22 protein-coding genes and 1 riboswitch are annotated in these 23,706 nt (G+C 70.7%); of the genes, 14 read left to right on the top strand and 8 right to left on the bottom strand.

Translation table 11 applies throughout. From position 1 onward, the window contains the following. The first annotated feature begins 18 nt into the window (after positions 1 to 18). Positions 19 to 939: a sigma-70 family RNA polymerase sigma factor gene (locus OG289_RS23545; protein WP_327316025.1), complete on the top strand. Its 921-nt coding sequence runs from the start codon at positions 19 to 21 to the stop codon at positions 937 to 939. 4 nt (positions 940 to 943) lie between these two features. Here OG289_RS23545 and OG289_RS23540 read toward each other — a convergent pair whose 3' ends face one another. Further along, positions 944 to 1,435 carry a flavin reductase family protein gene (locus tag OG289_RS23540; protein ID WP_327320779.1) on the bottom strand — a complete coding sequence of 164 codons (492 nt, stop codon included), beginning with the start codon at positions 1,433 to 1,435 and terminating at the stop codon, positions 944 to 946. Between the two features lie 459 nt (positions 1,436 to 1,894). On the opposite strand from OG289_RS23540, the gene cdgB reads away from it, so the two are divergent. Next, on the top strand, positions 1,895 to 3,562 hold the full coding sequence (cdgB, locus tag OG289_RS23535; RefSeq protein WP_327316024.1) for a diguanylate cyclase CdgB: 1,668 nt from the start codon (positions 1,895 to 1,897) through the stop codon (positions 3,560 to 3,562). Positions 3,563 to 3,722: 160 nt separating this feature from the next. Further along, positions 3,723 to 4,679: a CBM35 domain-containing protein gene (locus tag OG289_RS23530; RefSeq protein WP_327316023.1), complete on the top strand. Its 957-nt coding sequence runs from the start codon at positions 3,723 to 3,725 to the stop codon at positions 4,677 to 4,679. Between the two features lie 70 nt (positions 4,680 to 4,749). Here OG289_RS23530 and OG289_RS23525 read toward each other — a convergent pair whose 3' ends face one another. The 3 genes from OG289_RS23525 to OG289_RS23515 form a co-directional block, all read right to left on the bottom strand. Then, complete coding sequence (locus OG289_RS23525; RefSeq protein ID WP_327316022.1) at positions 4,750 to 5,679, bottom strand: 1-phosphofructokinase family hexose kinase; 930 nt, start codon at positions 5,677 to 5,679, stop codon at positions 4,750 to 4,752. Positions 5,680 to 5,817: 138 nt separating this feature from the next. After that, positions 5,818 to 6,987: an N-acetylglucosamine-6-phosphate deacetylase gene (gene nagA, locus OG289_RS23520; RefSeq protein ID WP_327320778.1), complete on the bottom strand. Its 1,170-nt coding sequence runs from the start codon at positions 6,985 to 6,987 to the stop codon at positions 5,818 to 5,820. A 35-nt stretch (positions 6,988 to 7,022) separates the two neighbouring features. Then, positions 7,023 to 7,964: an ROK family protein gene (locus OG289_RS23515; protein ID WP_327316021.1), complete on the bottom strand. Its 942-nt coding sequence runs from the start codon at positions 7,962 to 7,964 to the stop codon at positions 7,023 to 7,025. Positions 7,965 to 8,188: 224 nt separating this feature from the next. On the opposite strand from OG289_RS23515, the gene OG289_RS23510 reads away from it, so the two are divergent. Genes OG289_RS23510 through OG289_RS23495 form a run of 4 tightly spaced genes read left to right on the top strand, consistent with a single transcriptional unit; the run spans position 8,189 to position 10,779 of the window. Further along, on the top strand, positions 8,189 to 9,412 hold the full coding sequence (locus OG289_RS23510; RefSeq protein ID WP_327320777.1) for an ABC transporter substrate-binding protein: 1,224 nt from the start codon (positions 8,189 to 8,191) through the stop codon (positions 9,410 to 9,412). A 52-nt stretch (positions 9,413 to 9,464) separates the two neighbouring features. Further along, entirely contained in the window at positions 9,465 to 9,716 is a 252-nt protein-coding gene (locus tag OG289_RS23505) for a DUF3263 domain-containing protein (protein WP_327316020.1), read from the top strand. Positions 9,717 to 9,745: 29 nt separating this feature from the next. Beyond that, positions 9,746 to 10,615, top strand: coding sequence for a trehalose-phosphatase (otsB, locus tag OG289_RS23500; RefSeq protein WP_327316019.1), 870 nt, complete (start codon positions 9,746 to 9,748; stop codon positions 10,613 to 10,615). Positions 10,616 to 10,626: 11 nt separating this feature from the next. Next, positions 10,627 to 10,779: a hypothetical protein gene (locus OG289_RS23495; protein ID WP_327316018.1), complete on the top strand. Its 153-nt coding sequence runs from the start codon at positions 10,627 to 10,629 to the stop codon at positions 10,777 to 10,779. Between the two features lie 25 nt (positions 10,780 to 10,804). Here OG289_RS23495 and OG289_RS23490 read toward each other — a convergent pair whose 3' ends face one another. Beyond that, positions 10,805 to 12,217 carry an alpha,alpha-trehalose-phosphate synthase (UDP-forming) gene (locus OG289_RS23490; RefSeq protein WP_327316017.1) on the bottom strand — a complete coding sequence of 471 codons (1,413 nt, stop codon included), beginning with the start codon at positions 12,215 to 12,217 and terminating at the stop codon, positions 10,805 to 10,807. Between the two features lie 162 nt (positions 12,218 to 12,379). After that, positions 12,380 to 13,324 (bottom strand): glucosyl-3-phosphoglycerate synthase, encoded by a 945-nt coding sequence (locus tag OG289_RS23485; protein WP_327316016.1) that lies wholly within the window; start codon positions 13,322 to 13,324, stop codon positions 12,380 to 12,382. A gap of 177 nt (positions 13,325 to 13,501) precedes the next feature. Beyond that, positions 13,502 to 13,658: riboswitch (SAM riboswitch) on the top strand. An 18-nt stretch (positions 13,659 to 13,676) separates the two neighbouring features. On the opposite strand from OG289_RS23485, the gene thrC reads away from it, so the two are divergent. From thrC to groL, 4 genes are all read left to right on the top strand, one after another. Continuing rightward, the gene (gene thrC / locus OG289_RS23480) at positions 13,677 to 14,957 is read left to right on the top strand and encodes a threonine synthase (RefSeq protein ID WP_327316015.1); all 1,281 of its coding nucleotides are present in this window, start codon (positions 13,677 to 13,679) and stop codon (positions 14,955 to 14,957) included. Between the two features lie 117 nt (positions 14,958 to 15,074). Continuing rightward, complete coding sequence (locus OG289_RS23475) at positions 15,075 to 15,350, top strand: MoaD/ThiS family protein (protein ID WP_327316014.1); 276 nt, start codon at positions 15,075 to 15,077, stop codon at positions 15,348 to 15,350. Between the two features lie 453 nt (positions 15,351 to 15,803). Then, on the top strand, positions 15,804 to 16,010 hold the full coding sequence (locus OG289_RS23470; protein ID WP_007493268.1) for a cold-shock protein: 207 nt from the start codon (positions 15,804 to 15,806) through the stop codon (positions 16,008 to 16,010). Positions 16,011 to 16,358: 348 nt separating this feature from the next. Then, on the top strand, positions 16,359 to 17,981 hold the full coding sequence (groL, locus tag OG289_RS23465; RefSeq protein WP_079661499.1) for a chaperonin GroEL: 1,623 nt from the start codon (positions 16,359 to 16,361) through the stop codon (positions 17,979 to 17,981). Between the two features lie 521 nt (positions 17,982 to 18,502). Here groL and OG289_RS23460 read toward each other — a convergent pair. Beyond that, complete coding sequence (locus OG289_RS23460; protein ID WP_327316013.1) at positions 18,503 to 19,201, bottom strand: methyltransferase domain-containing protein; 699 nt, start codon at positions 19,199 to 19,201, stop codon at positions 18,503 to 18,505. A gap of 156 nt (positions 19,202 to 19,357) precedes the next feature. On the opposite strand from OG289_RS23460, the gene OG289_RS23455 reads away from it, so the two are divergent. The 3 genes from OG289_RS23455 to OG289_RS23445 all read left to right on the top strand — a co-directional run bounded on the left by OG289_RS23455 (position 19,358) and on the right by OG289_RS23445 (position 23,006). Next, positions 19,358 to 20,485: an NADH:flavin oxidoreductase gene (locus OG289_RS23455; protein WP_327316012.1), complete on the top strand. Its 1,128-nt coding sequence runs from the start codon at positions 19,358 to 19,360 to the stop codon at positions 20,483 to 20,485. A 28-nt stretch (positions 20,486 to 20,513) separates the two neighbouring features. Next, a complete protein-coding gene (locus OG289_RS23450) occupies positions 20,514 to 21,371 on the top strand; it encodes a metallophosphoesterase family protein (protein WP_327316011.1) in 858 nt (285 codons plus the stop codon). 162 nt (positions 21,372 to 21,533) lie between these two features. After that, positions 21,534 to 23,006 (top strand): MFS transporter, encoded by a 1,473-nt coding sequence (locus tag OG289_RS23445; protein ID WP_327316010.1) that lies wholly within the window; start codon positions 21,534 to 21,536, stop codon positions 23,004 to 23,006. 83 nt (positions 23,007 to 23,089) lie between these two features. Here OG289_RS23445 and OG289_RS23440 read toward each other — a convergent pair whose 3' ends face one another. After that, complete coding sequence (locus OG289_RS23440) at positions 23,090 to 23,662, bottom strand: hypothetical protein (protein ID WP_327316009.1); 573 nt, start codon at positions 23,660 to 23,662, stop codon at positions 23,090 to 23,092. Between the last annotated feature and the right edge of the window lie 44 nt (positions 23,663 to 23,706).

The following is a 23,706-nucleotide window of genomic DNA, read 5'->3' as shown; positions in this document are numbered from 1 at the left end:
GCAGGGATGTGACGAACGATGGCAACAGGTGACGACGACTTCCTCGCCGACTCCTTCGAGGCGCACCGCGGGCGGCTGCGCGCCGTCGCCCACCGCATGCTCGGCTCGGCCGCCGAGGCCGACGACGCCGTGCAGGAGGCGTGGGTGCGGCTCAGCCGGAGCGAGAGCAAGGAGATCGACAACCTCGCCGGGTGGCTGACCACCGTCGTCGGCCGGGTCTGCCTGGACATGCTGCGCTCGCGCCGCTCCCGTGCCGAGGAGCCGCTGGAGAGCTGGACCGCGGACCCGACCGCCGTGTCCGCCCCGGTCGCCCCGGCTGCCGTGTCCGCCTCGTCGACCGTGTCCGACCCCGCGCAGGACGCGCTGCTCGCCGACTCCGTGGGTGTCGCCCTTCTCGTCGTCCTGGACACCCTCGCTCCTGCCGAGCGGCTGGCGTTCGTGCTGCACGACCTGTTCGCGGTGCCGTACGAGGAGGTTGCGGGCATCGTCGACCGGACCCCGGAAGCCGCCCGGCAGCTCGCCAGCCGGGCCCGGCGCCGGGTGCGGGGCGCCGCGGAGCCGGACGTCGATCTCGTCCGGCAGCGGAAGGTCGTGGACGCCTTTCTGGCCGCCGCCCGGGAGGGGGACTTCGACGGACTGCTCGCCGTCCTCGATCCGGACGTCGTGGCCCGCTCCGGGGCAGGGGTGACCACGGGCGCGGCGGCGGTCGCGCGCGGCGCGTCGAGCTTCGCCCAGCTGGCCGCAGTGGCCCGGCCCGCCCTGGTGGACGGCGCGACCGGACTGGTGGTGCTGGTCGACGGCCGCGTGGAGCGGGCGCTCGCCTTCACGTTCGTACGCGGCGGCCGGATCGCCCTGATCGACATCACGACCGACCCCGGACTCCTCTCCCGGCTGGAGGTGACTCTCCTCCAGCCCGGCGACGACCAGGACGGGGCCTGAGTTCTCAGCCCAACTGCCGGTAGCGGCCCCGGAAGTAGACAAGGGGGCCGCCGTCCGCGCTCGGTACCGCCGCGGTCAGCACGCGGCCGATCACCAGTGTGTGGTCGCCCGCCGGGACCCGCTGCTCGGTGCGGCACTCCAGGGTCGCCAGGGCGCCGCCGACCAGGGGCGCGCCGCTGGCCTCGCCGCGGGCGCAGGGGAGGTCCTCGAAGAGCAGCCGGTCGCTGATACGTCCCTTCATGGCGAAGCGGCCGGCGATGTGCCGCTGGCTCTCGGAGAGCACCGACACCGCCCACAGGGGCTGTTCGTCGAGCAGGTCGTCCATGCGGGAGCCGTTGCGCAGGCTGACCAGGACCAGTGGCGGGTCCAGGGAGACCGACACGAAGGCGGTCGCCGTCATGCCGACGTCCTCGGCGTCCGGCGCCCCGGGATCGTCGGGGTCCAGGGACGGCTCCCGGGCGGTCACCAGGACCACGCCGTCGGCGAGCCGGGACATGGCGGCACGGAACGCGTCGTTGCTCACCCCCTCAGCATGCCCGGAGGCCGCGAGGGGAAGGGGGAGAGGGGGCGTCTTCAGTACGTCTGGGGGCACGTCCGGAACGCTAGTGTCCGTCCGGTGCGCGCCGCATCGGACCTCCGCCCGAGTAGGGTCGTAGGACCGTAGACCGATTCCCGCAGCCATTGTTCCGGAACGGGTTGCTGTCCTGTGTTGCTGTCCGTGTTCAGGAAACTCACAGGAAAACGCGGAAACTCCACTCAATTGTTCATGTTCATCTGTGACTTGAGTCACAAGACGCATTAATTGTTGACCCTGTGTACCGAGTGGGCAGCGCGCTGTGATTCAGTGGCTGAGGCGTCACAAGGAGACACACACCGACAACACTGCACCAGAACCGACGTTACGCCGAAGACAACCCTTGATTCGCTGCGAAGTCTCGGGGGGAGGGCGAAACACATGGAGACCGAGTCGGAGCCGTACGTCCGTCTTGCGTCCCTGCGACAGCTGCACCAGGTCATGGCCGACATGAACAGGGCCCGCAGCCTGGCCGACACACTGCAGACCGTCGCCGACGGCGTGGTCACGGCACTCGGGTACGAGCTGGCGTGCGTCAATCTCGTACGCCCCGACGGCGATCTCGTGGTCGCCGCCTTCGCCGGCAACCCGGCCGCCGAGGCCCTCATCACGGGCCGGGTCGGCTCGCGCGAGTCCTGGGAGCGGCGCCTCGGCATGGGCGAGAACTGGGGCGACCTGGTCTTCATCCCCCACACCGAGGGCTGGATCCTCGACGACGACGACGTCCCGCAGTGGTACACCGACGGGCCCGCGCCCCGCTTCGAGGACGAGTGGCACCCCTCCGACCGCCTCTTCGCCCCCATGTTCACGCCCGCCGCCCCCGGCAGCGGCGACGCCTGCGGCGAGCTGATAGGCGTCCTGTCCGTGGACCGGCCGCGCAACGGCCGACGGCCCGGCGCGTGGGGGCGCGAGGCGCTCCAGATGTACGCCTTCCAGGCCGCCATCGCGATAAGCAACGCGCGTCTACGTGCGAATATGCAGCGGGCACTGGTCCGGCTCGAACGCGAGCAGCAGGCCCTGCGCGCCAGCGAGGAAAGCTTCCGGCAGGCCTTCGAGTACGCCCCCTCCGGCATGGCGATAGCCGAGATGGGCGGCGAACAGCACGGGCGGATACTCCGGACCAACGACGCCCTGTGCCGCCTGCTGGGCCGCCCCGCCTCCGCGATGCGCCGCTACTCGTTCTCCGACCTCGTCCACCCCGAGGACATAGGCACCCTGCTCCGCACCTCCGCGGAGGGCGGCCGTGCCGAACTCCGCCTCGGCCGCCGGGACGGCACCTACCTCTGGGTCAGCCTCCGCAACTCCGTCGTCGCCGACGCCGCCGACGGCCCCCGCTTCCTCCTCACCCACGTCGAGGACATAGAGGACCGCAAGCGCCGCGAGCTCCAGCTCGCCCACCGCGCCTCGCACGACTCCCTCACCGGCCTGCCGAACTCCGCCGAACTGCGCTCGCGCCTGTCCGCCCGGCTCTGTCACCGCCCCCAGTCGGCCCACCCGGCCGCCGTCGACGCCATGGACACGGCCTACGGCCACGCCGCCTTCGACGCCAACGGCCACGGCTTCGACTACCGGCCCGGCGGCGCCGAGTCCTTCGACGGCTACGACCACCATGTGCACACCACCACCCCCGAAGAGGGCCACGACGACGGCACCAAGGGGCTCGCGGTCCTCTTCTGCGACCTCGACGGCTTCAAGTCGATCAACGACCGGTTCGGGCACAACGCGGGTGACGCGGTTCTCATCGAGGTCGCCCGGCGCCTCTCGCGCGCCGTCCGGGACGGCGACACGGTGGCCCGGCTCGGCGGCGACGAGTTCGTGATCCTCGCCGACGGCCTCGGCCGCGCCGACGCCGCCGACCTCGCCGTCCGCCTGCGCAACGAGATCATCCAGCCGATCCGCGCCGAGGGCCGGGCCGTGCGGGTGGGCGCCAGCTTCGGCATCGGCTGGGCACATTGCGGGATGACCGCGGACGAAGTGCTGAAGTCCGCCGACGAACGCATGTACGTCGAGAAACGATCTCGTCCCAAACAGCACAGACGTGCGGGATGATCGCCAGGTCAGCGGCACCGTCGCCGGGCTGATGCGATCTGACTCACCTGTTTGGAGGGTGGGGAGCGGGTAGGCTCGCTGTTCTCCGCACGTATAGATACGCGTACAGGTGCGCGTACGCGTATCGCATCCGCCCCGCACTGTTGAGGAGTTCGAAGGGATGACGCCCGGCAACAACGGCGCGAGTACGCCCGAGGACGACGACCCGTTCGGCTACCTTTACGCCGACGGCCAGGCCAACGGCGCTCAGCCGCCCTCCGGCGGTGGCTACGGCTACCCCAACTCGGTCAACAGAGTGCGTGCGGTCGGCGAGCGCCAGTACGGGCAGCCGCAGCAGCAGACCGCGCAGTACGGGCAGCCGCAGACGGTTCCCCAGCAGCAGGGCGCGTACGGCCAGCCGAACGCGCACTATGCGGCGCCCGAGAACTTCGGCGCCGGTGGCGGGCCCTCCACCGGCCGGCAACAGGCACAGGGCGGCGGCGGTCGCGGCCGTGGCCCCAACACCAAGGGACTGCTGATCGGCGCGGTCGCGGTGGTCGCCGCGGTCGTGATCGGCATCGCGGTCGCCATGGCCAACGGCAACAACGACGACTCCGACAACAAGGCGGGCGGCGAGGCCTCCGCCCCGGCCTCCGCCTCCGCGAGCCCGTCGCCCAGCGCGTCGAGCACCGGCGACGCGAACGAGGCCGATCTGCCGGCGGTCGACGCGAAGGCGCTCAGCCTGACGGGCGGCACGACCACGGCGTCCGACGTGAAGGGCGCGAAGGCGGACGGTGGGATCTACGTCACGAACTTCAACAACGTCGGTGCGGCCATCACCTGGAACGTCAGCGGCATCCCCGAGTCCGGGAAATACACGCTGAACGTGAACTACGGGGTGCCCGGCAAGGATGCCAATGCCACGCTCACGGTCAACGGCACGGCCCAGACCCGCCCGCTCAACATGGGGAACTTCGCCAAGGCTCCGGAGGGTGACTACCAGAAGGGTTGGACCAACACCTGGGGGAACATCATCCTCAACAAAGGCACCAACACCATCAAGATCTCCTGTGAGCAGGGCAATTCCTGCGACGCCAACTTCGACCAGCTGTCGCTCGAGGCGGGTTGGAGGAACTAGTGGCCGGTCCGGGAGGAACCACTGGGAGCCGTCGGGCTGCCGGCGGTTGCCCGATCCCGACAGCATGGGGTCAGGCCACTCTTCCTTCATCCCTGACTGAAACCCGCGCCGTCAGTTCCTCGTAGGTTCCCCGGTCGAAGTCGCCCGCCGTCGGGGCCGTCACGGTCGCCGTGGACAGGGCGACGGCGCGTGCCAGGCGGTCCGGCCAGGGCAGGCGCTCCACGAGGCCCGAGAGCAGTCCCGCGACCGCCGCGTCGCCGGCGCCCGTCGGGTTGCCGTGGACGCGGCGCGGCGGGGCGGCCCGCCAGCCGCCCTCCGGGGTGGCTGCGAGCAGGCCCTGAGGGCCCAGCGAGGTCACGACGGCGTGCGCGCCGCGCCTGCGGGCGTCCTGCGTCGCGCGCAAAGGCTCGTGGGAGCCGGTGAGTTCGGCCAGTTCGTCGGCGTTCGGCTTGACGATGTCCGGGCGGGCGGCGACCCCCCGGCGCAGCGCCTCCCCGCTCGTGTCCAGCAGGACGGGGACGCCCGCGGCCCGGGCCGTCCGCACCAGGACCGCGTACGCGCCCACCGGCACCCCCGGCGGCAGGCTGCCGCACAGGGCCACCGCGTCGACGCCGCGCAGCAGTTCCCCGTATGCCTCCTGGAAGGCGGACCACTCGGCCGGGGCGATGACCGGTCCGGGTTCGTTGAGCTGGGTCGTGTCCCCGGTGCGGGCGTCGACGACGGCGACCGTGCGGCGGGTGGCCCCGGCGACCGGGACGAGGGCGTCGACGATCCCGGTCGCCCCGGCGAGCTGTTCCTGTACGACGCGGCCGGTGGCGCCGCCCACGAACCCGGTGACCGTCACCTCGTGACCGAGGGCGGCGAGCACCCGGGCGACGTTCAGACCCTTGCCGCCGGGCCGCTCCCGCACGTCGGTCACCCGGTGCGAGGTGTGCGGCCGCAGCTCGGGTACGCGGTAGGTGACGTCGAGAGCGGTGTTCAGGGTGACGGTGAGGATCACCTGGGCCGACCTCCCCCGGTGGCATGCGTGCGCGAGTGCTTCCGGTGCTTTCCGTGCTTCCGGAGGCCCGATCATGCCAAAGGGACGGCGACCGGCCCAGCCCTCGGGTCGGCCACCGTCCCTGTGCGGGCGGACGTTTCAGGCCAGTTGGGGATCCACCACCCAATTCCCCTTGCGCATCACGCCCTTGAGCTCGAAGTTCTCGTCCAGCAGGACCAGGTCGGCGTCCTTGCCCGGCTCCAGGGAGCCCACCCGGTCGTCGATGCCCAGCAGGCGGGCCGGGTTGGCGGACAGGGCCGCGACCACGTCCCCGACCGGGATCCGGTCGATCGTCACCGCCCGCTGGAAGGCGCGGTCCAGGGTGAGGGTGGAGCCCGCGATCGAGCCGCCCTCCACCAGCCGGGCCACGCCCTTGCTGACCTCGACCTCCAGCGGGCCGAGCAGGTAGTGGCCGTCGCCGATGCCGGCCGCGTCCATCGCGTCCGTGATGAACGCCACGCGCTGGGGGCCCGCGTGACGGAACGCCAGCTCCAGGGCGGCCGGGTGCAGGTGGGTGCCGTCGTTGATGAGCTCGACCGTCACCCGCTCGTCCTCCAGGAGCGCGGCGATGGGGCCGGGGGCGCGGTGGCCGAGCGGCGGCATCGCGTTGAAGAGGTGGGTGGCGACGGTGGCGCCGGCCTCGATGGCCTGAACCGTCTGCTCGTAGGTGGCGTCCGTGTGGCCCACTGCGGCGATCACGCCGTGTTCGGCGAGGAGGCGTACGGAGTCCAGACCGCCGGGAAGCTCCGTGGCCAGGGTGACCATCCGCGCCTGGCCGCGCGCCGCGTCGATCAGCTTGCGCACCTGAGCCGGGTCCGGGTGGCGCAGCAGCGCCTCGGAGTGCGCGCCCTTGCGGCACGGCGAGATGAACGGGCCCTCGAAGTGGATGCCGGCCAGGTCGCCCTGCTCGGCCAGCTCGCTCAGCAGGCCGGCCTGGCGGACCAGGAAGTCCATGTCGTCGGTGACGGTCGAGGCGACGAGGGTGGTCGTGCCGTGCAGACGGTGGGTGTGGATGGCCTTCTGGACGTCCTCGGCCTTGCCGTGGAATGAGGCTCCGCCGCCGCCGTGGTTGTGCAGGTCGATGAAGCCGGGGACCAGCCAGTGACCGGTCACGTCTACGACGTCTGCGTGGGGGGCTTCGGCCGTGATCTTCTCGCCGTCGATCGTGACGCGGCCGTCGGGCACCGTGCCCGCGGGCAGTACCACCCTGGCACCGGCTAGTACCTGCGGGTGCGTCGTGGCTGGTCGCGCCTCGCGGCGGAGCCGCATATCGGCGCTGTCCCGCGCCCCTAGGGGGGTGGCCATCAGGTTGTTACCTCCATGCCGTCAGTCGTGTTGAGGAGATCCCAGGCCAGGAGGCCCGCCCCCAGGCATCCCGCGCTGTCGCCCAGGGCCGCCGGGACGATTTCCGGGAGCTTCTGGAAGGTCACCCGTTGCCGGACCGCGGTCCGCAGGGGTGTGAACAAGGTTTCCCCCGCCTCCGCGAGGCCGCCACCGATGACGAGCGTGCGCGGGTCCAGCAGGGTGAGTGCGGTGACCAGGCCGTCGGCGAGGGCGTCCACGGCCCGTTGCCAGACCCGGACGGCGTTCGGGTCGCCGGACGCGACGGCCTTGGCGCAGTCGGCGGCGTCCGCGTCCGGGTCTCCGCAGGCCGCCGCCCACGCCTCGCTCACCGCCGCCGCCGACGCGAACCGCTCCAGGCAGCCGAGCTGCCCGCACGGACACGGGGTCCCGCCGGGCCGTACGACGATGTGGCCGATCTCGCCCGCGAAGCCGTGCGCGCCCGCCTCCACCCGGCCGTCGACGCCGATCGCGCCCGCGATGCCTGTGCCCAGCGCCACGAACAGGAATCGGTCCGCGCCGCGGGCCGCGCCGATCCGGCCCTCGGCGAGGCCGCCGGTGCGTACGTCGTGGCCGAGGGCGACCGGAACGCCGAGCGCGGTGGCGAGCAGCTCGCGCAGGGGGACGTCCCGCCAGCCCAGGTTGGCCGCGTAGGAGGCGACGCCGCGCGCCTCGTCGACGATGCCGGGTACGGCGACGCCGGCCGCGGCGGCGGGCTCGCCGAACTGCCGGGCGCCGTGTCCGCGCAGGTCGGCGGCGAAGTCGAGGATGCCGGCGACGACCGCGTCGGGGCCGCGCTCGCGGCCCGTGGCCCGGCGGGCCCGGTGCAGCAGCGTGCCGTCCGCGCCGACCAGGGCGGCCTTCATCCCGGTGCCGCCCACGTCCAGGGCGATGACATGTCTCACCGGAACAGTGTGGACCGAGGACCCGCAAGAGGTCTAGTCCACTCACGCTCTTGGGGGTACCGTGCCGTCTCATGGACCCGCAAGAGGTCTAGTCCACTTGCGTGGTGTAGACCTTACTCCGAATAGCGGACCCAATGGTATGAACAATTAGTTGAGGAGATGGAGATTCGGTGGAGCGGCGGGCAGGGAAGTCAGGGACGATCGCGGCGGTGTCCGCCCTCGGCATGGCGGCGGTCCTCGCCGGCTGCGGACTGACCGGAGACTCCGACGACGTCACCCTCAGACTCGTCGCCGCCGACTACGGCGACAGCAGCGCCAACAGTTCCAAGAAGTACTGGGACCAGCTCGTCAAGGCGTACGAGAAGGACCACCCCGGCGTCACCGTCGACGTGACCGTGTACTCCTGGAACGACGTCGACGCCAAGGTCAAGGCGATGGTCGACGCGGGCAGGGCCCCCGACATGGCCCAGATCGGCGCGTACGCCGACTACGCCGCCGAGGACCTCCTCTACAAGGTCGGCGACGTGCTCTCCATCCCCGTCGAGGCCGACTTCGTGTCCCAGCTCGCAGGCGCGGGCGAGGTGCGCGGGGTGCAGTACGGCATGCCGTTCGCCTCCTCCACGCGGCTGCTGTTCTACAACAAGACCCTCTTCGCCAAGGCCGGCCTCACCCCGCCGACCACCTGGGCCGAGCTCGCGAAGGACGCGAAGGCGCTCAAGGACGAGGGCGTGAAGTACCCGTACGCGCTGCCCCTCGGCCCCGAGGAGGCGCAGGCCGAGACCCTGCAGTGGCTGCTCAGCGGCGGCGGCGGCTACACGCAGACCGTCAGCAGCTACACCCTCGACTCCGCCGAGAACGTCGACACGTTCGACTGGCTGAAGAACCAGCTGGTCGGCAAGGACCTGACGGGGCCGGTCGCGCCGGGCAAGCTGAACCGGGCCGCCGCGTTCTCCGCGTTCGCCGCCGGCGACGTGGGCATGCTCAACGGGCACCCGTCGCTGATGAAGACGGCGAAGAGCAAGGGCGTCAAGTTCGGCATGGTGCCGATGCCCGGGGTCGCCGGCCCGAGCAAGGTCTCCATGGGCGTCGCCGACTGGATGACCGCCTTCAAGCAGAACGGGCACGCCGAGCAGATCGGCGACTTCCTCGACTTCGTCTACAGCGAGAAGAACGTGCTCGCCTTCTCCCGCGAGTACGACCTGCTGCCGGTCACCAACTCCGCCTCCCTCGTCATGGGCGCGGCCAAGGAGGACGCCGCCCTCCAGCCGTTCCTGGAGGAACTCCCGCTCTCCGAGACCTACCCCGTCGGGCGGACCTCCTGGGCGAAGGTCAGCGCGGAGATCAAGAAGCGGATCGGCCAGGCCGTGACCGCGAACGGCAACCCGGCCGACGTCCTGGGCGATCTCCAGACGACGGCGACGACGCTGGACAACAGCACCGGCGAATGAGCCGACCGCGCCGGGTGGGCCGAGTGTCGGTGGCGGGCGTTACGGTGCGGGCATGGAGCGGCGCGAGGCAGAGGAAGCGGACGGGCTGGGGGCCAGGGAACGGGACATCCTGGCCCTGGAGCGGCGCGGGTTCCCCGGCCCCGGCGCGAAGGAACGGGCGATACGCGAGGAACTGGACCTGTCCCCGGTCCGCTACTACCAGCTCCTCAACGCCCTCCTCGACGATCCGCGGGCGCTGGCCCACGATCCGGTGACGGTGAACAGGCTGCGCAGGGTGCGGGAGTCGAGGCGCGGGGAGCGCTAGCGACGGCGCCTCACGGCTATCGTCGCCGTATGGGCACCCCAGAGACGCACTCCACGGAACCCGCACCCGAACCCGCCACCCCGACCACCCCCGCCGGACGCGAGGCGCTCGCCGCGATCCTGGCCCGTCCCTCCCGCACGCTCGTCGCCCTCGACTTCGACGGCACCCTCGCCCCGATCGTCGAGAACCCGGAGGACGCCCGGGCGCACCCCGACGCCGTCCCCGCACTCGCGGTCCTCGCGCCGAAGGTCGCCTCCGTCGCCGTGATCACGGGCCGGCCCGCCGACGTCGCCGTACGGCACGGCGGGTTCGCCGGGGTCGACGGGCTGGCGCATCTCACCGTCCTCGGCCACTACGGAGCCGAACGCTGGGACGCCCGCACCGGCACCCTGAGCGCCCCCGCCCCGCACCCCGGAGTGGCCGCCGTCCGCGCCGAACTCCCGCAGGTCCTGGAAACGGCCGGGAACCGGCCGGGCGTCTGGGTCGAGGAGAAGGGCGGCCGGGCCGTCGCCGTCCACACCCGCCGCGCCGACGACCCCCAGGCCGCCTTCGACGCCCTGCGCGCCCCCCTCACCGACCTCGCCGCCCGGCACGGCCTGATCGTCGAGCCCGGCCGCATGGTCCTGGAGCTGCGCCCGCCCGGTATGGACAAGGGCGTGGCCCTGCTGGAGCACGTCCGCGAGATCGGCGCGCGGTCGGTCCTCTACGCCGGCGACGACCTCGGCGACCTCCCCGCCTTCGCCGCCGTCGAGAAACTGCGCTCCGACGGCATCCCCGGCCTGCTGGTGTGCAGCGGCAGCACCGAGGTCACCGAACTGGCCGCCCGCGCGGACCTCGTCGTCGACGGGCCCGCCGGGGTGGTGGGGCTGCTGCGGCGGCTGGCGGCGCGGGTGGGCTGATCTTCGTGCGGGTGTCGGGCTTGTTCGGCGCGGGTGGACGGGGTGGTGACGTCCTGGCCTTCGCCGCATTCGAGAAGCCCGGCTTCGCCCGCGCGGACCTCGTCGTCGACGGGCCCGCCGGGGTGGTGGGGCTGCTGCGGCGGCTGGCGGCGCGGGTGGGCTGATCTCCGCGCGGGCGTCCGGCTGGGCTCAGGTCGGCTGGATCTCCCGCAGGGCGGTCAGCTGGTCGAGGAACCACTGGGCCGGGGGGAGTGCGGTCGCCGCCGCCGTCAGGCGTTTCGTGCGCTCGGCACGCTCCTCCGGCTTCATGGTCAGCCCCTCGTACAGGGCGCGGGCGGTCTCCAGGACGTCGTACGGGTTGACGACGATCGCGTCCTCGCCCAGCTCCCAGTACGCCCCGGCCTCCCGGGACAGCACCAGCGCGCAGCCCTGGTCGGAGACGACCGGGACCTCCTTGGCGACCAGGTTCATACCGTCCCGGATCGGGTTCACCAGGGCCACGTCGCCCAGACGGTAGGCGGCCAGGGAACGGGCGAAGTCGTCCTCCAGGTTCAGCAGGACCGGCGTCCAGCCCGGGGTGCCGTAGCCGGAGTTGATCTCCTCCGTCAGGCGCCGCACCTCCGCCATGTAGTCGCGGTAGACGGCGAGATCCTGGCGGGAGGGGTAGGCGAAGGCCACGTGGACGACCCTCTCGCGCCACTCCGGGTGGTCGTCGAGCAGCTGCCGGTAGGCCAGGAGCCCGCGCACGATGTTCTTGGACAGCTCGGTGCGGTCGACGCGGACGATCGTCTTGCGCCCCTCGCCGATCTGCGCACGCAGCTCCTCCATCCGCTCGTCGACGTCCGGCCGGTGCGAGCGCTCCCGCAGGAAGTCGGCGTCGGCGCCGAGACCGTGCACGCCGATCTGCGTCTTCGCCGGCTCTCCGGCGAACTCCGTACAGCACGCGGCGAACGCGTTCGCCCAGCGACGGGTGAGGAAGCCCAGGCGGTCCGCGCCGAGCATCCCCTGGAGCAGCTGCTCGCGGATGTCCCCGGGCAGGATGCCGAAGTAGTCGACCGGCGCCCACGGGGTGTGCGAGAAGTGGCCGATGCGCAGGTCGGGGCGCAGCTCGCGGAGCATCCCGGGGACCAGGCACAGGTGGTAGTCCTGGACGAGGACGGCCGCACCCTGCGCCGCCTCCTGCGCCAGCGCCTCCGCGAAGGCGCGGTTGTAGGCCTCGTACGACGCCCACTGGCGGCGGAACTCCGTGTCGAAGACCGGCTCCAGCGGGGTCAGGTAGAGGAGGTGGTGGATGAACCAGAGCACCGAGTTGGCGATGCCGTTGTAGGCGTCGGCGTGCACGTCGGCCGGAATGGGCAGCATGCGCACGCCCTCCTCGCCGACCCCGCGCCGGACCGCCTCCCGGTCGCCGTCGGAGAGCGCCGCGCACACCCAGAGGGCGCCCGCGTCGGGGCCGATGGCCGACAGGCCGGAGACCAGCCCGCCGCCACCGCGTTTCGCGTGCAGCGAGCCGTCCTCGCGCACCTCGTAGGAGACCGGACCGCGGTTGGACGCGACCAGCACCTCAGCACCCCGAGCAGCCGTGTCGTGCGTGGAAGCCATACGCCACAACCTAGCCCGGTCGGCAAACACTCAAACGTACGGTCGCACTGTGTGGAGGGGTCGTATCCGGCCGTATATCACCCGTATATCACCCGCATATCGCCCGTATACGGCCCGTTCCACGTGGTACGCGATCCGTCACGCGATCCGTCGCGTGACCCGTCACGCGACCTTGCGGGTCGCGTACTCCGTGATCTCCGCCATCGGCGGCCGTTCCTCCGTGTCCACGGAGTAGGTGCGCGGCTCGAAGCCGTCCGCGCTCCGCTCGAACTGGGTGAGGGCCGGACGGATCATGTGCCCGCGGGCCAGCCGCAGCTGCGCGGTGCGGTAGATCGCCGCCGCCATCCGGCCCAGGGCCTGGCCGTCCTGGTGGCGGTGCTTGCGCACCCCGACGTCCACCTGCGCGAGGGCGTCGAGCCCCACCAGGTGCAGGGCGTCGACCAGCATGCCCAGCTCCACGCCGTACCCGACGGGGAAGGGCAGCTGCTCCAGCAGGCTGCGGCGGGCCGCGTACTCGCCGCCGAGCGGCTGCACGAATCCGGCCAGCTGCGGCCAGTGCATGTTCAGCAGCGGGCGGGCCATGAGCTCGGTGACCCTCCCGCCCTGGCCGGCCGCACCGCTCAGCGGACGGTCGTACATGCCCTTGACCAGGTCCACGTCCGGGTCGGTGAGCAGCGGGCCGACGATCCCCGAGACGAAGTCCGAGGAGAACTCCTTCAGGTCGGCGTCGATGAAACAGACGATGTCCCCGGTGGTGACCAGCAGGGAGCGCCACAGGACCTCGCCCTTGCCGGGCACGGCGGGGATGCGGGGCAGGATCGCGTCGCGGTGCACGACGCGCGCGCCCGCCGCCGCCGCGACCTCCGAGGTACGGTCGGTCGATCCCGAGTCGACGACGACGATCTCGTCGACGAGCGGAACCTGGTGCATGAGGTCGTGACGGATGACGGCGACGATGTCGCCGACCGTCTCCTCCTCGTTCAGCGCGGGCAGGACCACGGACACCGACTGGTTCGTGGCGCGCTTCGCGGCCAGGATCCGGTGCAGCGGGCGATCGGTCACGGACCAGGAGCGGGTGGCCAGCCAGCTTTCGACTTCTTCCAGCACGGTCAGCGGCTCCTCACTGTCGTGATCACACCAAGTGCACGGCAGGTCACCGTGTGATCCATCTCGCGGTTCGGACGACTATCTCAACTGTCCTGGCCTTCGGTTACAGTCTTGAACAACGCGGATGACCATCGCATGTCCGGGGTCATCGGCGTTCACCGTTCAACAACCGAATACCGCTCATCCAGAGGGGCAGAGGGATACGGCCCGATGAAGCCCCGGCAACCCTCCAGCCGGTCTCGTACCGATCACCGTTGATCGTTCCGCGAGGCTCCCGGCTTGGGAAGGTGCCAAATCCGTCTCACGGCGAGATGCGTCGTGAGGAAGATGAGGAGAAAGGGCCTCGCCTCACATGGCTGCGCAGACTGTTGAAACCGAATCCACCGTCGACCTCGGTCCCGCCGCGGCGCTGAGCTGCCGCGAGTGCGGTCACCGCGTGCCCCTCGGCCCGGTCTTCGCCTGCGAAGAGTGTTTCGGCCCGCTCGAGATCGCGTACGACTTCTCCTCCTACGACACGGAGGAGCTCCGCAAGCGCATCGAGGCGGGCCCCGCGAACGTCTGGCGCTACGCGCCCCTCCTGCCCGTCCCGGCCGACGTGGCGGACAAGCCGAACATCAACCCGGGCTGGACCAAGCTCGTCCAGGCCGACAACCTCGCCCGCGAGCTGGGCGTCGACGCCGGCAAGCTCTTCGTCAAGGACGACTCCGGCAACCCGACGCACTCCTTCAAGGACCGCGTCGTCGCCCAGGCCATCGAGGCCGCCCGCGCCTTCGGCTTCACGACCCTCTCCTGCTCCTCCACGGGCAACCTGGCCGGCGCCGTCGGCGCCGCCGCCGCCCGCGCCGGCTTCCGCTCCTGCGTGTTCATCCCGCACGACCTGGAGCAGGGCAAGGTCGTCATGGCCGCGATCTACGGCGGCGAACTCGTCGGCATCGAGGGCAACTACGACGACGTCAACCGCTTCTGCTCCGAGCTCATCGGCGACCCGGCCGGCGAGGGCTGGGGCTTCGTCAACGTCAACCTGCGGCCGTACTACGCCGAGGGTTCGAAGACGCTGGCGTACGAGATCTGCGAGCAGCTCGGCTGGCGGCTGCCGGACCAGCTGGTCGTGCCCATCGCCTCGGGTTCGCAGCTCACGAAGATCGACAAGGGGCTCCAGGAGCTGATCAAGCTCGGGCTCGTCGAGGACAAGCCGTACAAGATCTTCGGCGCCCAGGCGGAGGGGTGCAGCCCGGTGTCCGTCGCGTACAAGGCGGGGCACGACGTCGTGCGCCCCCAGAAGCCGAACACCATCGCCAAGTCGTTGGCGATCGGCAACCCGGCGGACGGTCCGTATGTCCTCGACATCGCCCGGCGGACCGGCGGTGCGGTGGAGGACGTGAACGACGAGCAGATCGTCGACGCGATCAAGCTGCTGGCGCGGACCGAGGGCATCTTCGCGGAGACCGCCGGCGGGGTGACGGTGGGTGTGACGCGCAAGCTGATCGAGAACGGTCTGCTGGACCCGACCAGGACGACCGTCGTCCTGAACACGGGCGACGGCCTGAAGACCCTGGACGCGGTGGCGGGTACGGGACTCACGGCGACGATCCGGCCCAGCCTCGAGTCCTTCCGGGAAGCTGGGCTCGCGTAAGAGGTCGTTGTTTCGTCTGCGGGCCGGTGGGGGCTGCTCGCGCCCCGCGGCGGAGCCGCACATACACACAGCCCCGTGCCCCTTCGGGGCGCTCCACCTGACCGGAGGTCGAAAGTCATGAGCGTTACCGTCCGCATCCCCACCATCCTCCGCACCTATACCGGTGGCCGGGCCGAGGTCTCGGCCGAAGGAGGGACCCTCGGCGAGGTCATCTCCGATCTGGAGAAGAACCACACCGGGATCGCCGCCCGGGTCCTGGACGACCAGGGCAAGCTGCGGCGGTTCGTCAACGTGTACGTGAACGACGACGACGTCCGCTTCGAGCAGGGGCTGGAGACGGCGACTCCGGACGGCGCCGGCGTCTCGATCATCCCGGCCGTCGCCGGCGGCTGACCGTCGGTCAGTACCCGTCGGTAGTAACCGTCGGTAACAGCGATTACCGAGTGTTCATCGAATTGCCCTCTCCGCGATAGAAGCGGAGGGGGCAATTCAGTGTGGTTGAGCGCGGTACAGTTGGGGAACCGGGTCCGGATCACCGGATCCGGAGCCTTTTATTTCTGCCCTGTACCCGATGAGAAGCAGCCAAAGTGTGCGCCTCATTCGTGGCTTTTGTGGCTTTTGCAGGGCCCGACTTGCCCTGAATTCTGGCGAATTCTCGTTACATTCCGGATCCCGTGCGTCCAGAATTCTCGTCCAAGTGACCTGTTGCAGAGGGCAGTTGGACAGATACATTCGGCCGCGGTCGACGCGTTCCGGCGCACGCCCCCAACCAAACTGGGGGGTGAGGTCTGACCCGGATCCGCGAAGTGTGGATCTGTGCAAGGGCCAGTAATAGGGGAGTTAGGCATGGCTCAGGGCACCGTCAAGTGGTTCAACGCGGAGAAGGGGTACGGCTTCATCGCGGTCGACGGTGGTGCGGATGTTTTCGTCCACTACAGCGCGATTCAGATGGACGGCTACCGCACCCTGGAAGAGGGTCAGCGGGTCGATTTCGAGATCTCGCAGGGCCAGAAGGGGCCGCAGGCGGACATGGTCCGTCTCGCGACCGGCTGAAGCACGCGCCGACTGACAGCGTCGTTCTTCTGTACATCATCGAAGGGCTCGTACCTCCTGGGGGTACGAGCCCTTCGGTCTGTCCGCGAGGCCCCCGGGCCCGGGGGCCGGCCCTTCGGTCTGTCCGGTGTCCGATCCGGGGGTCGGTCCGGTGGAGGCGCTTGCACTCTCATGGGTCGAGTGCTAATCATTGGCGTTAGCACTCTGAAGGTGAGAGTGACAACGAGGACCGGGTCGGTGAGGCCCGCAGGCCAAGTGGGGCAAGGAACCACGAGGCCGGCGAGCCGTCCGTCGCGGGCGCCAGCGCGGTCCGGAGCAATCCACCCCAGTCCGGGAGGACCACTTCACATGGCCAAGATCATCGCGTTCGACGAGGAGGCACGGCGCGGCCTCGAGCGCGGCATGAACCAGCTCGCGGACGCCGTGAAGGTGACGCTCGGCCCCAAGGGCCGCAACGTCGTCCTCGAGAAGAAGTGGGGCGCCCCCACGATCACCAACGATGGTGTCTCCATCGCCAAGGAGATCGAGCTCGAGGACCCGTACGAGAAGATCGGCGCCGAGCTGGTCAAGGAAGTCGCCAAGAAGACGGACGACGTCGCCGGTGACGGTACGACCACCGCGACCGTCCTCGCCCAGGCCCTGGTCAAGGAAGGCCTGCGCAACGTAGCCGCCGGCGCCAACCCGATGGCCCTCAAGCGCGGTATCGAGAAGGCCGTCGAGGCCGTCTCCGGTGCCCTGCTGGAGCAGGCCAAGGATGTCGAGACCAAGGAGCAGATCGCTTCCACGGCCTCCATCTCCGCCGCCGACACGCAGATCGGCGAGCTCATCGCCGAGGCGATGGACAAGGTCGGCAAGGAAGGCGTCATCACCGTCGAGGAGTCCCAGACCTTCGGTCTGGAGCTGGAGCTCACCGAGGGTATGCGCTTCGACAAGGGCTACATCTCGGCGTACTTCGCCACCGACATGGAGCGTATGGAGGCCGTCCTCGACGACCCGTACATCCTGATCGCGAACTCCAAGATCGCGAACGTCAAGGACCTGCTCCCGCTCCTGGAGAAGGTCATGCAGTCGGGCAAGCCGCTGCTGATCATCGCCGAGGACGTCGAGGGCGAGGCCCTGTCGACCCTGGTCGTCAACAAGATCCGCGGCACCTTCAAGTCCGTCGCGGTCAAGGCCCCGGGCTTCGGCGACCGCCGCAAGGCGATGCTGAACGACATCGCCATCCTCACCGGTGGCGAGGTCATCTCCGAGGAGGTCGGTCTCAAGCTCGAGAACACCTCCCTGGACCTCCTGGGCAAGGCCCGCAAGGTCGTCATCACCAAGGACGAGACCACGATCGTCGACGGCTCCGGCTCCTCGGACCAGGTCGCGGGCCGTGTGAACCAGATCCGCGCCGAGATCGAGAACAGCGACTCGGACTACGACCGCGAGAAGCTGCAGGAGCGCCTGGCGAAGCTCGCCGGCGGTGTCGCGGTCATCAAGGCCGGCGCCGCCACCGAGGTGGAGCTCAAGGAGCGCAAGCACCGCATCGAGGACGCCGTCCGCAACGCGAAGGCCGCCGTCGAGGAGGGCATCGTCGCCGGTGGTGGCGTGGCGCTCATCCAGGCGTCCGCCGTCTTCGAGAAGCTGGAGCTCGAGGGTGACGAGGCGACCGGCGCCAACGCCGTGCGCATCGCGCTCGAGGCCCCGCTCAAGCAGATCGCCGTCAACGGTGGTCTCGAGGGTGGCGTCGTCGTGGAGAAGGTCCGCAACCTCCAGGTCGGCCACGGCCTGAACGCCGCGACCGGTGAGTACGTCGACATGATCGCCGAAGGCATCATCGACCCGGCGAAGGTGACCCGCTCTGCCCTGCAGAACGCCGCCTCCATCGCCGCGCTGTTCCTCACCACCGAGGCCGTCATCGCCGACAAGCCGGAGAAGGCCGCCGCGCCCGCCGGCGGCGGCATGCCGGGCGGTGACATGGACTTCTGATCGACCTCTGGTTGATCTGCGTCCTTACCGAGGGCGGTACCCCTGTTCCGACGGGGGTGCCGCCCTCGGGCGTGTCCGGGGGGCCGAGGGCACGGCCGGCGGCGTCAGGTGCTGCGGCCGACCTTCACTTCAGTACACAAAAAAGACGGAGGGTGACGGTGTCGCCCTCCGGCCGATACGGCTCGCCCGGGCTGCCGATATGCGGCCTCGGCCGACGGCCTGCGGCTCGGTGGGGTGCGGCTCGGTGGGGTGCATTTGGAGGGTTTGCGCCATCCGCTCTGGTCAGTGCCTGGGCAATCGGGGGCAGGCCATGGCACATTCCCTCCGATTACGCCCGCGCGCCTGTCCGCAACGGTCCGGCACCCGCCTCGGGCCGCAGGCCGCCAAGCGCGCCCGGCGTGCAGGCGAGGCGCGGGTGCGTCCCTGACCTCGGAGGACGTGGGGGAGGTGTCGCCGGGTGACGTGCTGCGGGAGAGGGGGCGTCGGTTGAATCGTGACGCCCGCTCCCGGGAGGTCGTCGGTCAGAGGGAGGTGTAGTAGGAGGCGATGGCGGGCTGGCCCGTGTAGTTGGGGCCGGCGGTCGGGTCGGCGCCGAGGTAGCGGAACGGGAGCCGTACGGCTCGGCCGCCCCGGAGGGTGAGCCGGTGGTGGCGGGGGCTGTACGAGTAACCTGCCGCGCGCAGTGCCGCGACCGCTGTCCTCGCGGCCGTCGACCCGTCGGCGTGGCGCACCGACTCCGGGTCGAAGTGCGCGGCGAGCAGGCCGTCCTCGGTCAGCCAGGACGCGGCCCGGGTGAGCAGGCCGAGCTGGTCGCCGACGTAGTGCAGGCCGTGGACGCAGGTGATCAGGTCGTATGTGCGGGTGGGCGTCCAGGTGGAGACGGAGGCGACGATCTCCTCCAGGGCGGGCGGGGGCGGTGCGGGGGTGAGCGGGCCCACCAGGTCGACGCCGGTGAGTATCGCGTCGGCGGGCAGGACGGCGGCCGCCTCGCGCAGGGCACGGCCCTCGCCGCTGCAGAGGTCCAGCCAGGAGGGGGCGGTGGGGCGGGCCGCGAGGTGGGCGAGCGGGCTGACGCCCAGTTCGCGGGCGTAGCTGTTGACCCCGGTGAGTCCGCGTTCGCGGTTCATCGTGTTGTTCGCGACCACGGAGGACGCCTCCAGCTCGGTCGTGGAGACAAGAGGGTGCGGTGGGATCGGCGGGACCGGTGGGGGCTTGGGCATACCGTCATTCTCGGGTGCGGGCGGCGTGCGTGGTCGGGATCACAGGGGGATTCCGGGGGTGGGCGGAATGGTGCCGGGGGGCGGGAAGTTGTCGTATGCAGGCACTTTATGCATGTGCACATACCTGCCGGTCCACCGTCACGAGGAGCTCCCCACGTGAGCGTCACCCAGCCCGTCCCGTTCCGCGCCGCCGAGATCCTCTCCCGGCCGGTGTCCATCAACGGACTGACCGTTCCGAACCGCATCGCGATGGCGCCCATGACGCGCATGTTCTCGCCGGACGGCATTCCCGGCGAGGACGTCATGTCGTACTACGCCCGCCGCGCCGCCGCCGGTGTCGGGCTCATCGTCACCGAGGGGACGTACGTCGGGCACGAGTCCGCCGGGCAGAGCGACCGGGTGCCGCGGTTCCACGGCGAGGAGCAGCTGGCGGGCTGGGCGAAGGTCGCCGAGGCCGTGCACGCGAACGGCGGGACGATCGTGCCGCAGCTGTGGCACATCGGGATGGTGCGCAACCAGGGTGAGCCGCCGTACGCGGACGCTCCGGCCGTCGGGCCGTCCGGGCTGCGTCTCGACGGCACCGAGGGCGCCGGCAAGGCGATGACCCAGCGCGACCTGGACGACGTCATCGGCGCGTTCGCCGAGGCGGCCGCGGCCGCCGAGCGCATCGGCTTCGACGGTGTCGAGCTCCACGGCGCCCACGGCTATCTGCTCGACCAGTTCCTGTGGGCCGGCACCAACCGCCGTACCGACGCCTACGGCGGCGACCTCGTGGCGCGTACGAAGTTCGCCGCCGAGATCGTCGCGGCCGTCCGCGAGACCGTCTCGCCCGAGTTCCCGATCATCTTCCGCTACTCGCAGTGGAAGTCGGAGGCGTACGACGCGCGGCTCGCCGAGACCCCGGAGGAGCTGGAGGCCGTCCTCGCCCCGCTCGCCGCCGCCGGCGTCGACGCCTTCCACGCCTCCACCCGCCGCTACTGGCTCCCGGAGTTCGACGGCTCCGACCTCAACCTCGCGGGCTGGACGAAGAAGCTCACCGGCAGGCCCACCATCACCGTCGGCTCGGTCGGCCTCGACGGCGACTTCCTCCGCGGCTTCGCGGGCGAGGGCTCCCCGGTCAAGAGCATCGACGACCTCCTCGACCGGCTGGAGCGCGACGAGTTCGACATGGTGGCCGTCGGGCGGGCGCTGCTCCAGGACCCGGAGTGGGCCGCCAAGGTGCTCGGCGGTCGTCTCGACGAGCTGAAGCCCTACGACGCCGCCGCGCTGAAGACCCTCAGCTGACCGCCAACTCCCGGGTATGGTCCGGGAGATGAGGATCCTCCATCTCTCGGACACCCATATCGGACGCATCGACGGCCCCGACGGCCGGCGCGTCGACGCCACCGACTCCCTGCGGCTCATCCTTCACGAACTGCGTCATCAACGGGGCGTGGACGCCGTCGTCGTCACCGGTGATCTCGCCGACGACGGCTCGGTGGAGGCGTACACGACCGTGCGGGAGCTCGTCGGCGACTTCGCGCGCTCGCTCGACGCCCCCGTCTTCTATACGACCGGCAACCACGACGAGCGGTCCGCCTTCGCGAAGGTGCTGGGCAGTGGGCACGCGGACGCCGTTCGTGACTTCCCCGGCGAGGAGCGGGCCGCCGTCAGCACGGTCGGCGGCTGGCGGATCGTCACCCTCGACTCACTGGTGCCGGGGAAGGTGTACGGGCGTATCGGCGCGGGTCAACTGGACTGGCTGCGGGATGTGCTGAGCGTGCCGGCCGAGCACGGCACCGTCCTCGCCTTCCATCACCCTCCGATCAGCCTCGACATCTCGGCCATGCAGCAGGTCTTCGGGCTCCGCGACCCCGGTGGGCTGGCGGCGGCGATCCGGGGGAGTGACGTACGCGTTCTGCTCACCGGGCACTTCCATCTCCAGCTCTTCGGGCTGCTGGACGCCTCCGTGCCGGTGTGGGTGACGCCCGGGGTCGTCAACCGCATCGATCTGACCACCGTGCCCGGAACCGAGCGGGCGGTGCGCGGGGCGTCCGCGTCGCTGGTGGAGCTGGGCGGGGCGACCGGGCCGATGTTCCACACCTTCCACGCGCGGGATCCGCGAGCCCACGAGACGGTCTACGAGCTCGATGAGGAGCGGACGCGCGAGGTCATCGCGCGGCACGGCTGAGGCCCGGTCTCCTCTTTCTCCTCGTATCCCTCGTCCAGCACTCTCTCGTTCTCCCAGGTCAGCGCGTGCGTGACAGATTTAGCTTGCTTAACTCAATCAATCTGCATAAGCTTGCTTGAGTCAAGCAGTTGAACCCCTCGTGCATCCGACGGAGGCCCTGTCATGTCCGACGCCCTTGCCCGACCCGCTGCGGCGGGAACATCCGCCCCACCGAGGTCGAACGCCGTGGTGGCGGTGCTGGCCCTGGCCGGGATCGTCGTCTCGCTGATGCAGACCCTGGTCATCCCGATCGTCCCCGAACTGCCCAAGCTGCTGAACGCGCCCGCTTCCGACACCGCCTGGGCGGTCACGGCCACGCTGCTCGCCGCCGCCGTCGCCACCCCGGTCGTCGGGCGGCTCGGCGACATGGTCGGCAAGCGGCGGATGCTGCTCACCAGCATCGTGCTGCTGGTGTCGGGCTCGGTGGTCTGCGCCCTCGCCGACTCCCTCGTCCCGATGATCGTCGGCCGTGCCCTGCAGGGCCTGTCGGCCGCCGTGGTGCCGCTGGGCATCAGCATCCTGCGGGACACGGTCCCCGCCGAGAAGCTCGCCGGTTCGACGGCGGTCATGAGCGCCTCCCTCGGCGTCGGCGGTGCGCTCGGTCTGCCCACCGCCGCGTTCATCGCGGACAACTGGGACTGGCACATCCTCTTCTGGACCTCCGCCACCCTCGGCGTCGTCTCCCTCCTGCTCGTCCTGGTGTTCGTCCCGGAGTCGAAGAACCGCGTCGGCGGTCGCTTCGACCTCGTCGGCTCGCTCGGCCTGTCGGCCGGTCTGGTCTCGCTGCTGCTGGCCGTGTCCAAGGGCGCCGACTGGGGCTGGACCTCCGGTACGACGCTGGTCCTCGGTGCCGCCGCCGTCCTGATCCTGGCCGCCTGGGGCTGGTGGGAGCTGAAGGCCAAGCAGCCGCTGGTCGACCTGCGCACCACCGCCAAGCCCCAGGTGCTCTTCACCAACCTCGCCTCGATCGCCCTCGGCGTCTCGATGTTCGCGATGTCCCTGGTCCTGCCCCAGCTGCTCCAGCTGCCCGAGCAGACCGGCTACGGCCTGGGCAGGTCGATGCTGACCGTCGGCCTGGTGCTGGCCCCGCAGGGTCTGGTCATGATGGTCATGTCCGCCGCGTCCGCCAAGATCACCAAGGCCAAGGGCCCCAAGGTCACCCTGATGATCGGCGCGCTGATCGTCGCCTCCGGCTACGCCCTGAACATCCTGCTCATGTCCGAGGTCTGGCACCTGATCCTGGTGTCCTGCATCATCGGCGCCGGTATCGGCTTCACCTACGGTGCGCTCCCGGCCCTGATCATGGGCGCGGTCGACCCCTCCCAGACGGGCGCGGCCAACAGCCTCAACACCCTGATGCGGTCCCTGGGCACCAGCTTCGCCAGCGCCATCGCCGGTGTGATCCTCGCCCAGATGACCACCGACTTCGGCGGCTACGCACTGCCCTCGGAGAACGGCTTCAAGGTCGTCATGGCCATCGGCGCCGGCGCGGCCCTGGCCGCCTTCCTCCTCGCCACCTTCATCCCGAAGCGCAAGGACGCCGTCCCGGCCGAGGCCGTCGAGGAGGCCCCGGAGGTCGCCCCGGCCAAGGCGTGAGAGCCAACTGACCAACCCGAGCTGCCGGAGGCGGCCGTCACCCACACGAGGGGTGACGGCCGCCTCCGGCGTCTTCCGGGGTCCTAGAGGTTGCCCAGGGGCTCGATGTCGACCTTCACCGGGGTGCCCCAGATGCGCAGGACCTCGTAGTCGGTGAACTCGTGCACGAGCCGGTAGGCCATCGCGGGCCGGGAGCCGCGTCGCAGGGCGGTGATGTACAGCTCCGCCTCGCGCCGGTCCCGCCTCGGCGTCCCGCACAGGTGCCACTCCTGGCCGTTCCACAGCTCCGGCAGCCAGCGCTGCTGGGGCTGGGGGCGGTCGGCGCGGGTGCCGTAACGGGAGGTGGAGGGGGTCGGGGCGTACGGCGCCTGCGGGGCGGGGCCGTTGTACTCGGCGCGCCGGGCCGCCCGGCGGCGGGTCTCGCACAGCAGGCACAGGTCGGGGGCCGCCTCGTCCACCGGACCGTGCGGATGCTCGGCGCAGCGGGTGGTGGGTGTGGCCCCGACGACGCTCTCGTCCAGCAGCTCCAGGGCGCGCCGCAGATCGGCCTTGACCTCGTGCAGCCGGGCGTCGGGCGAGTCGGTGGTCAGGGCCTCGCCGTGCTCCCCGAGCAGCCGGAGGGCGCGACCGAGAGCGGTGAGCTGGGCGTGGTTCATGGCACCAAGGGTAGGGGGCGGGCGCGGTTCCAGGACGGCCGAGC

The organism is Streptomyces sp. NBC_01235 (assembly GCF_035989285.1).
Classification (GTDB): Bacteria; Actinomycetota; Actinomycetes; order Streptomycetales; family Streptomycetaceae; genus Streptomyces.
Note: the sequence above shows the minus strand (reverse complement) of the source record. Positions and strands in the feature narration are given on the sequence as shown.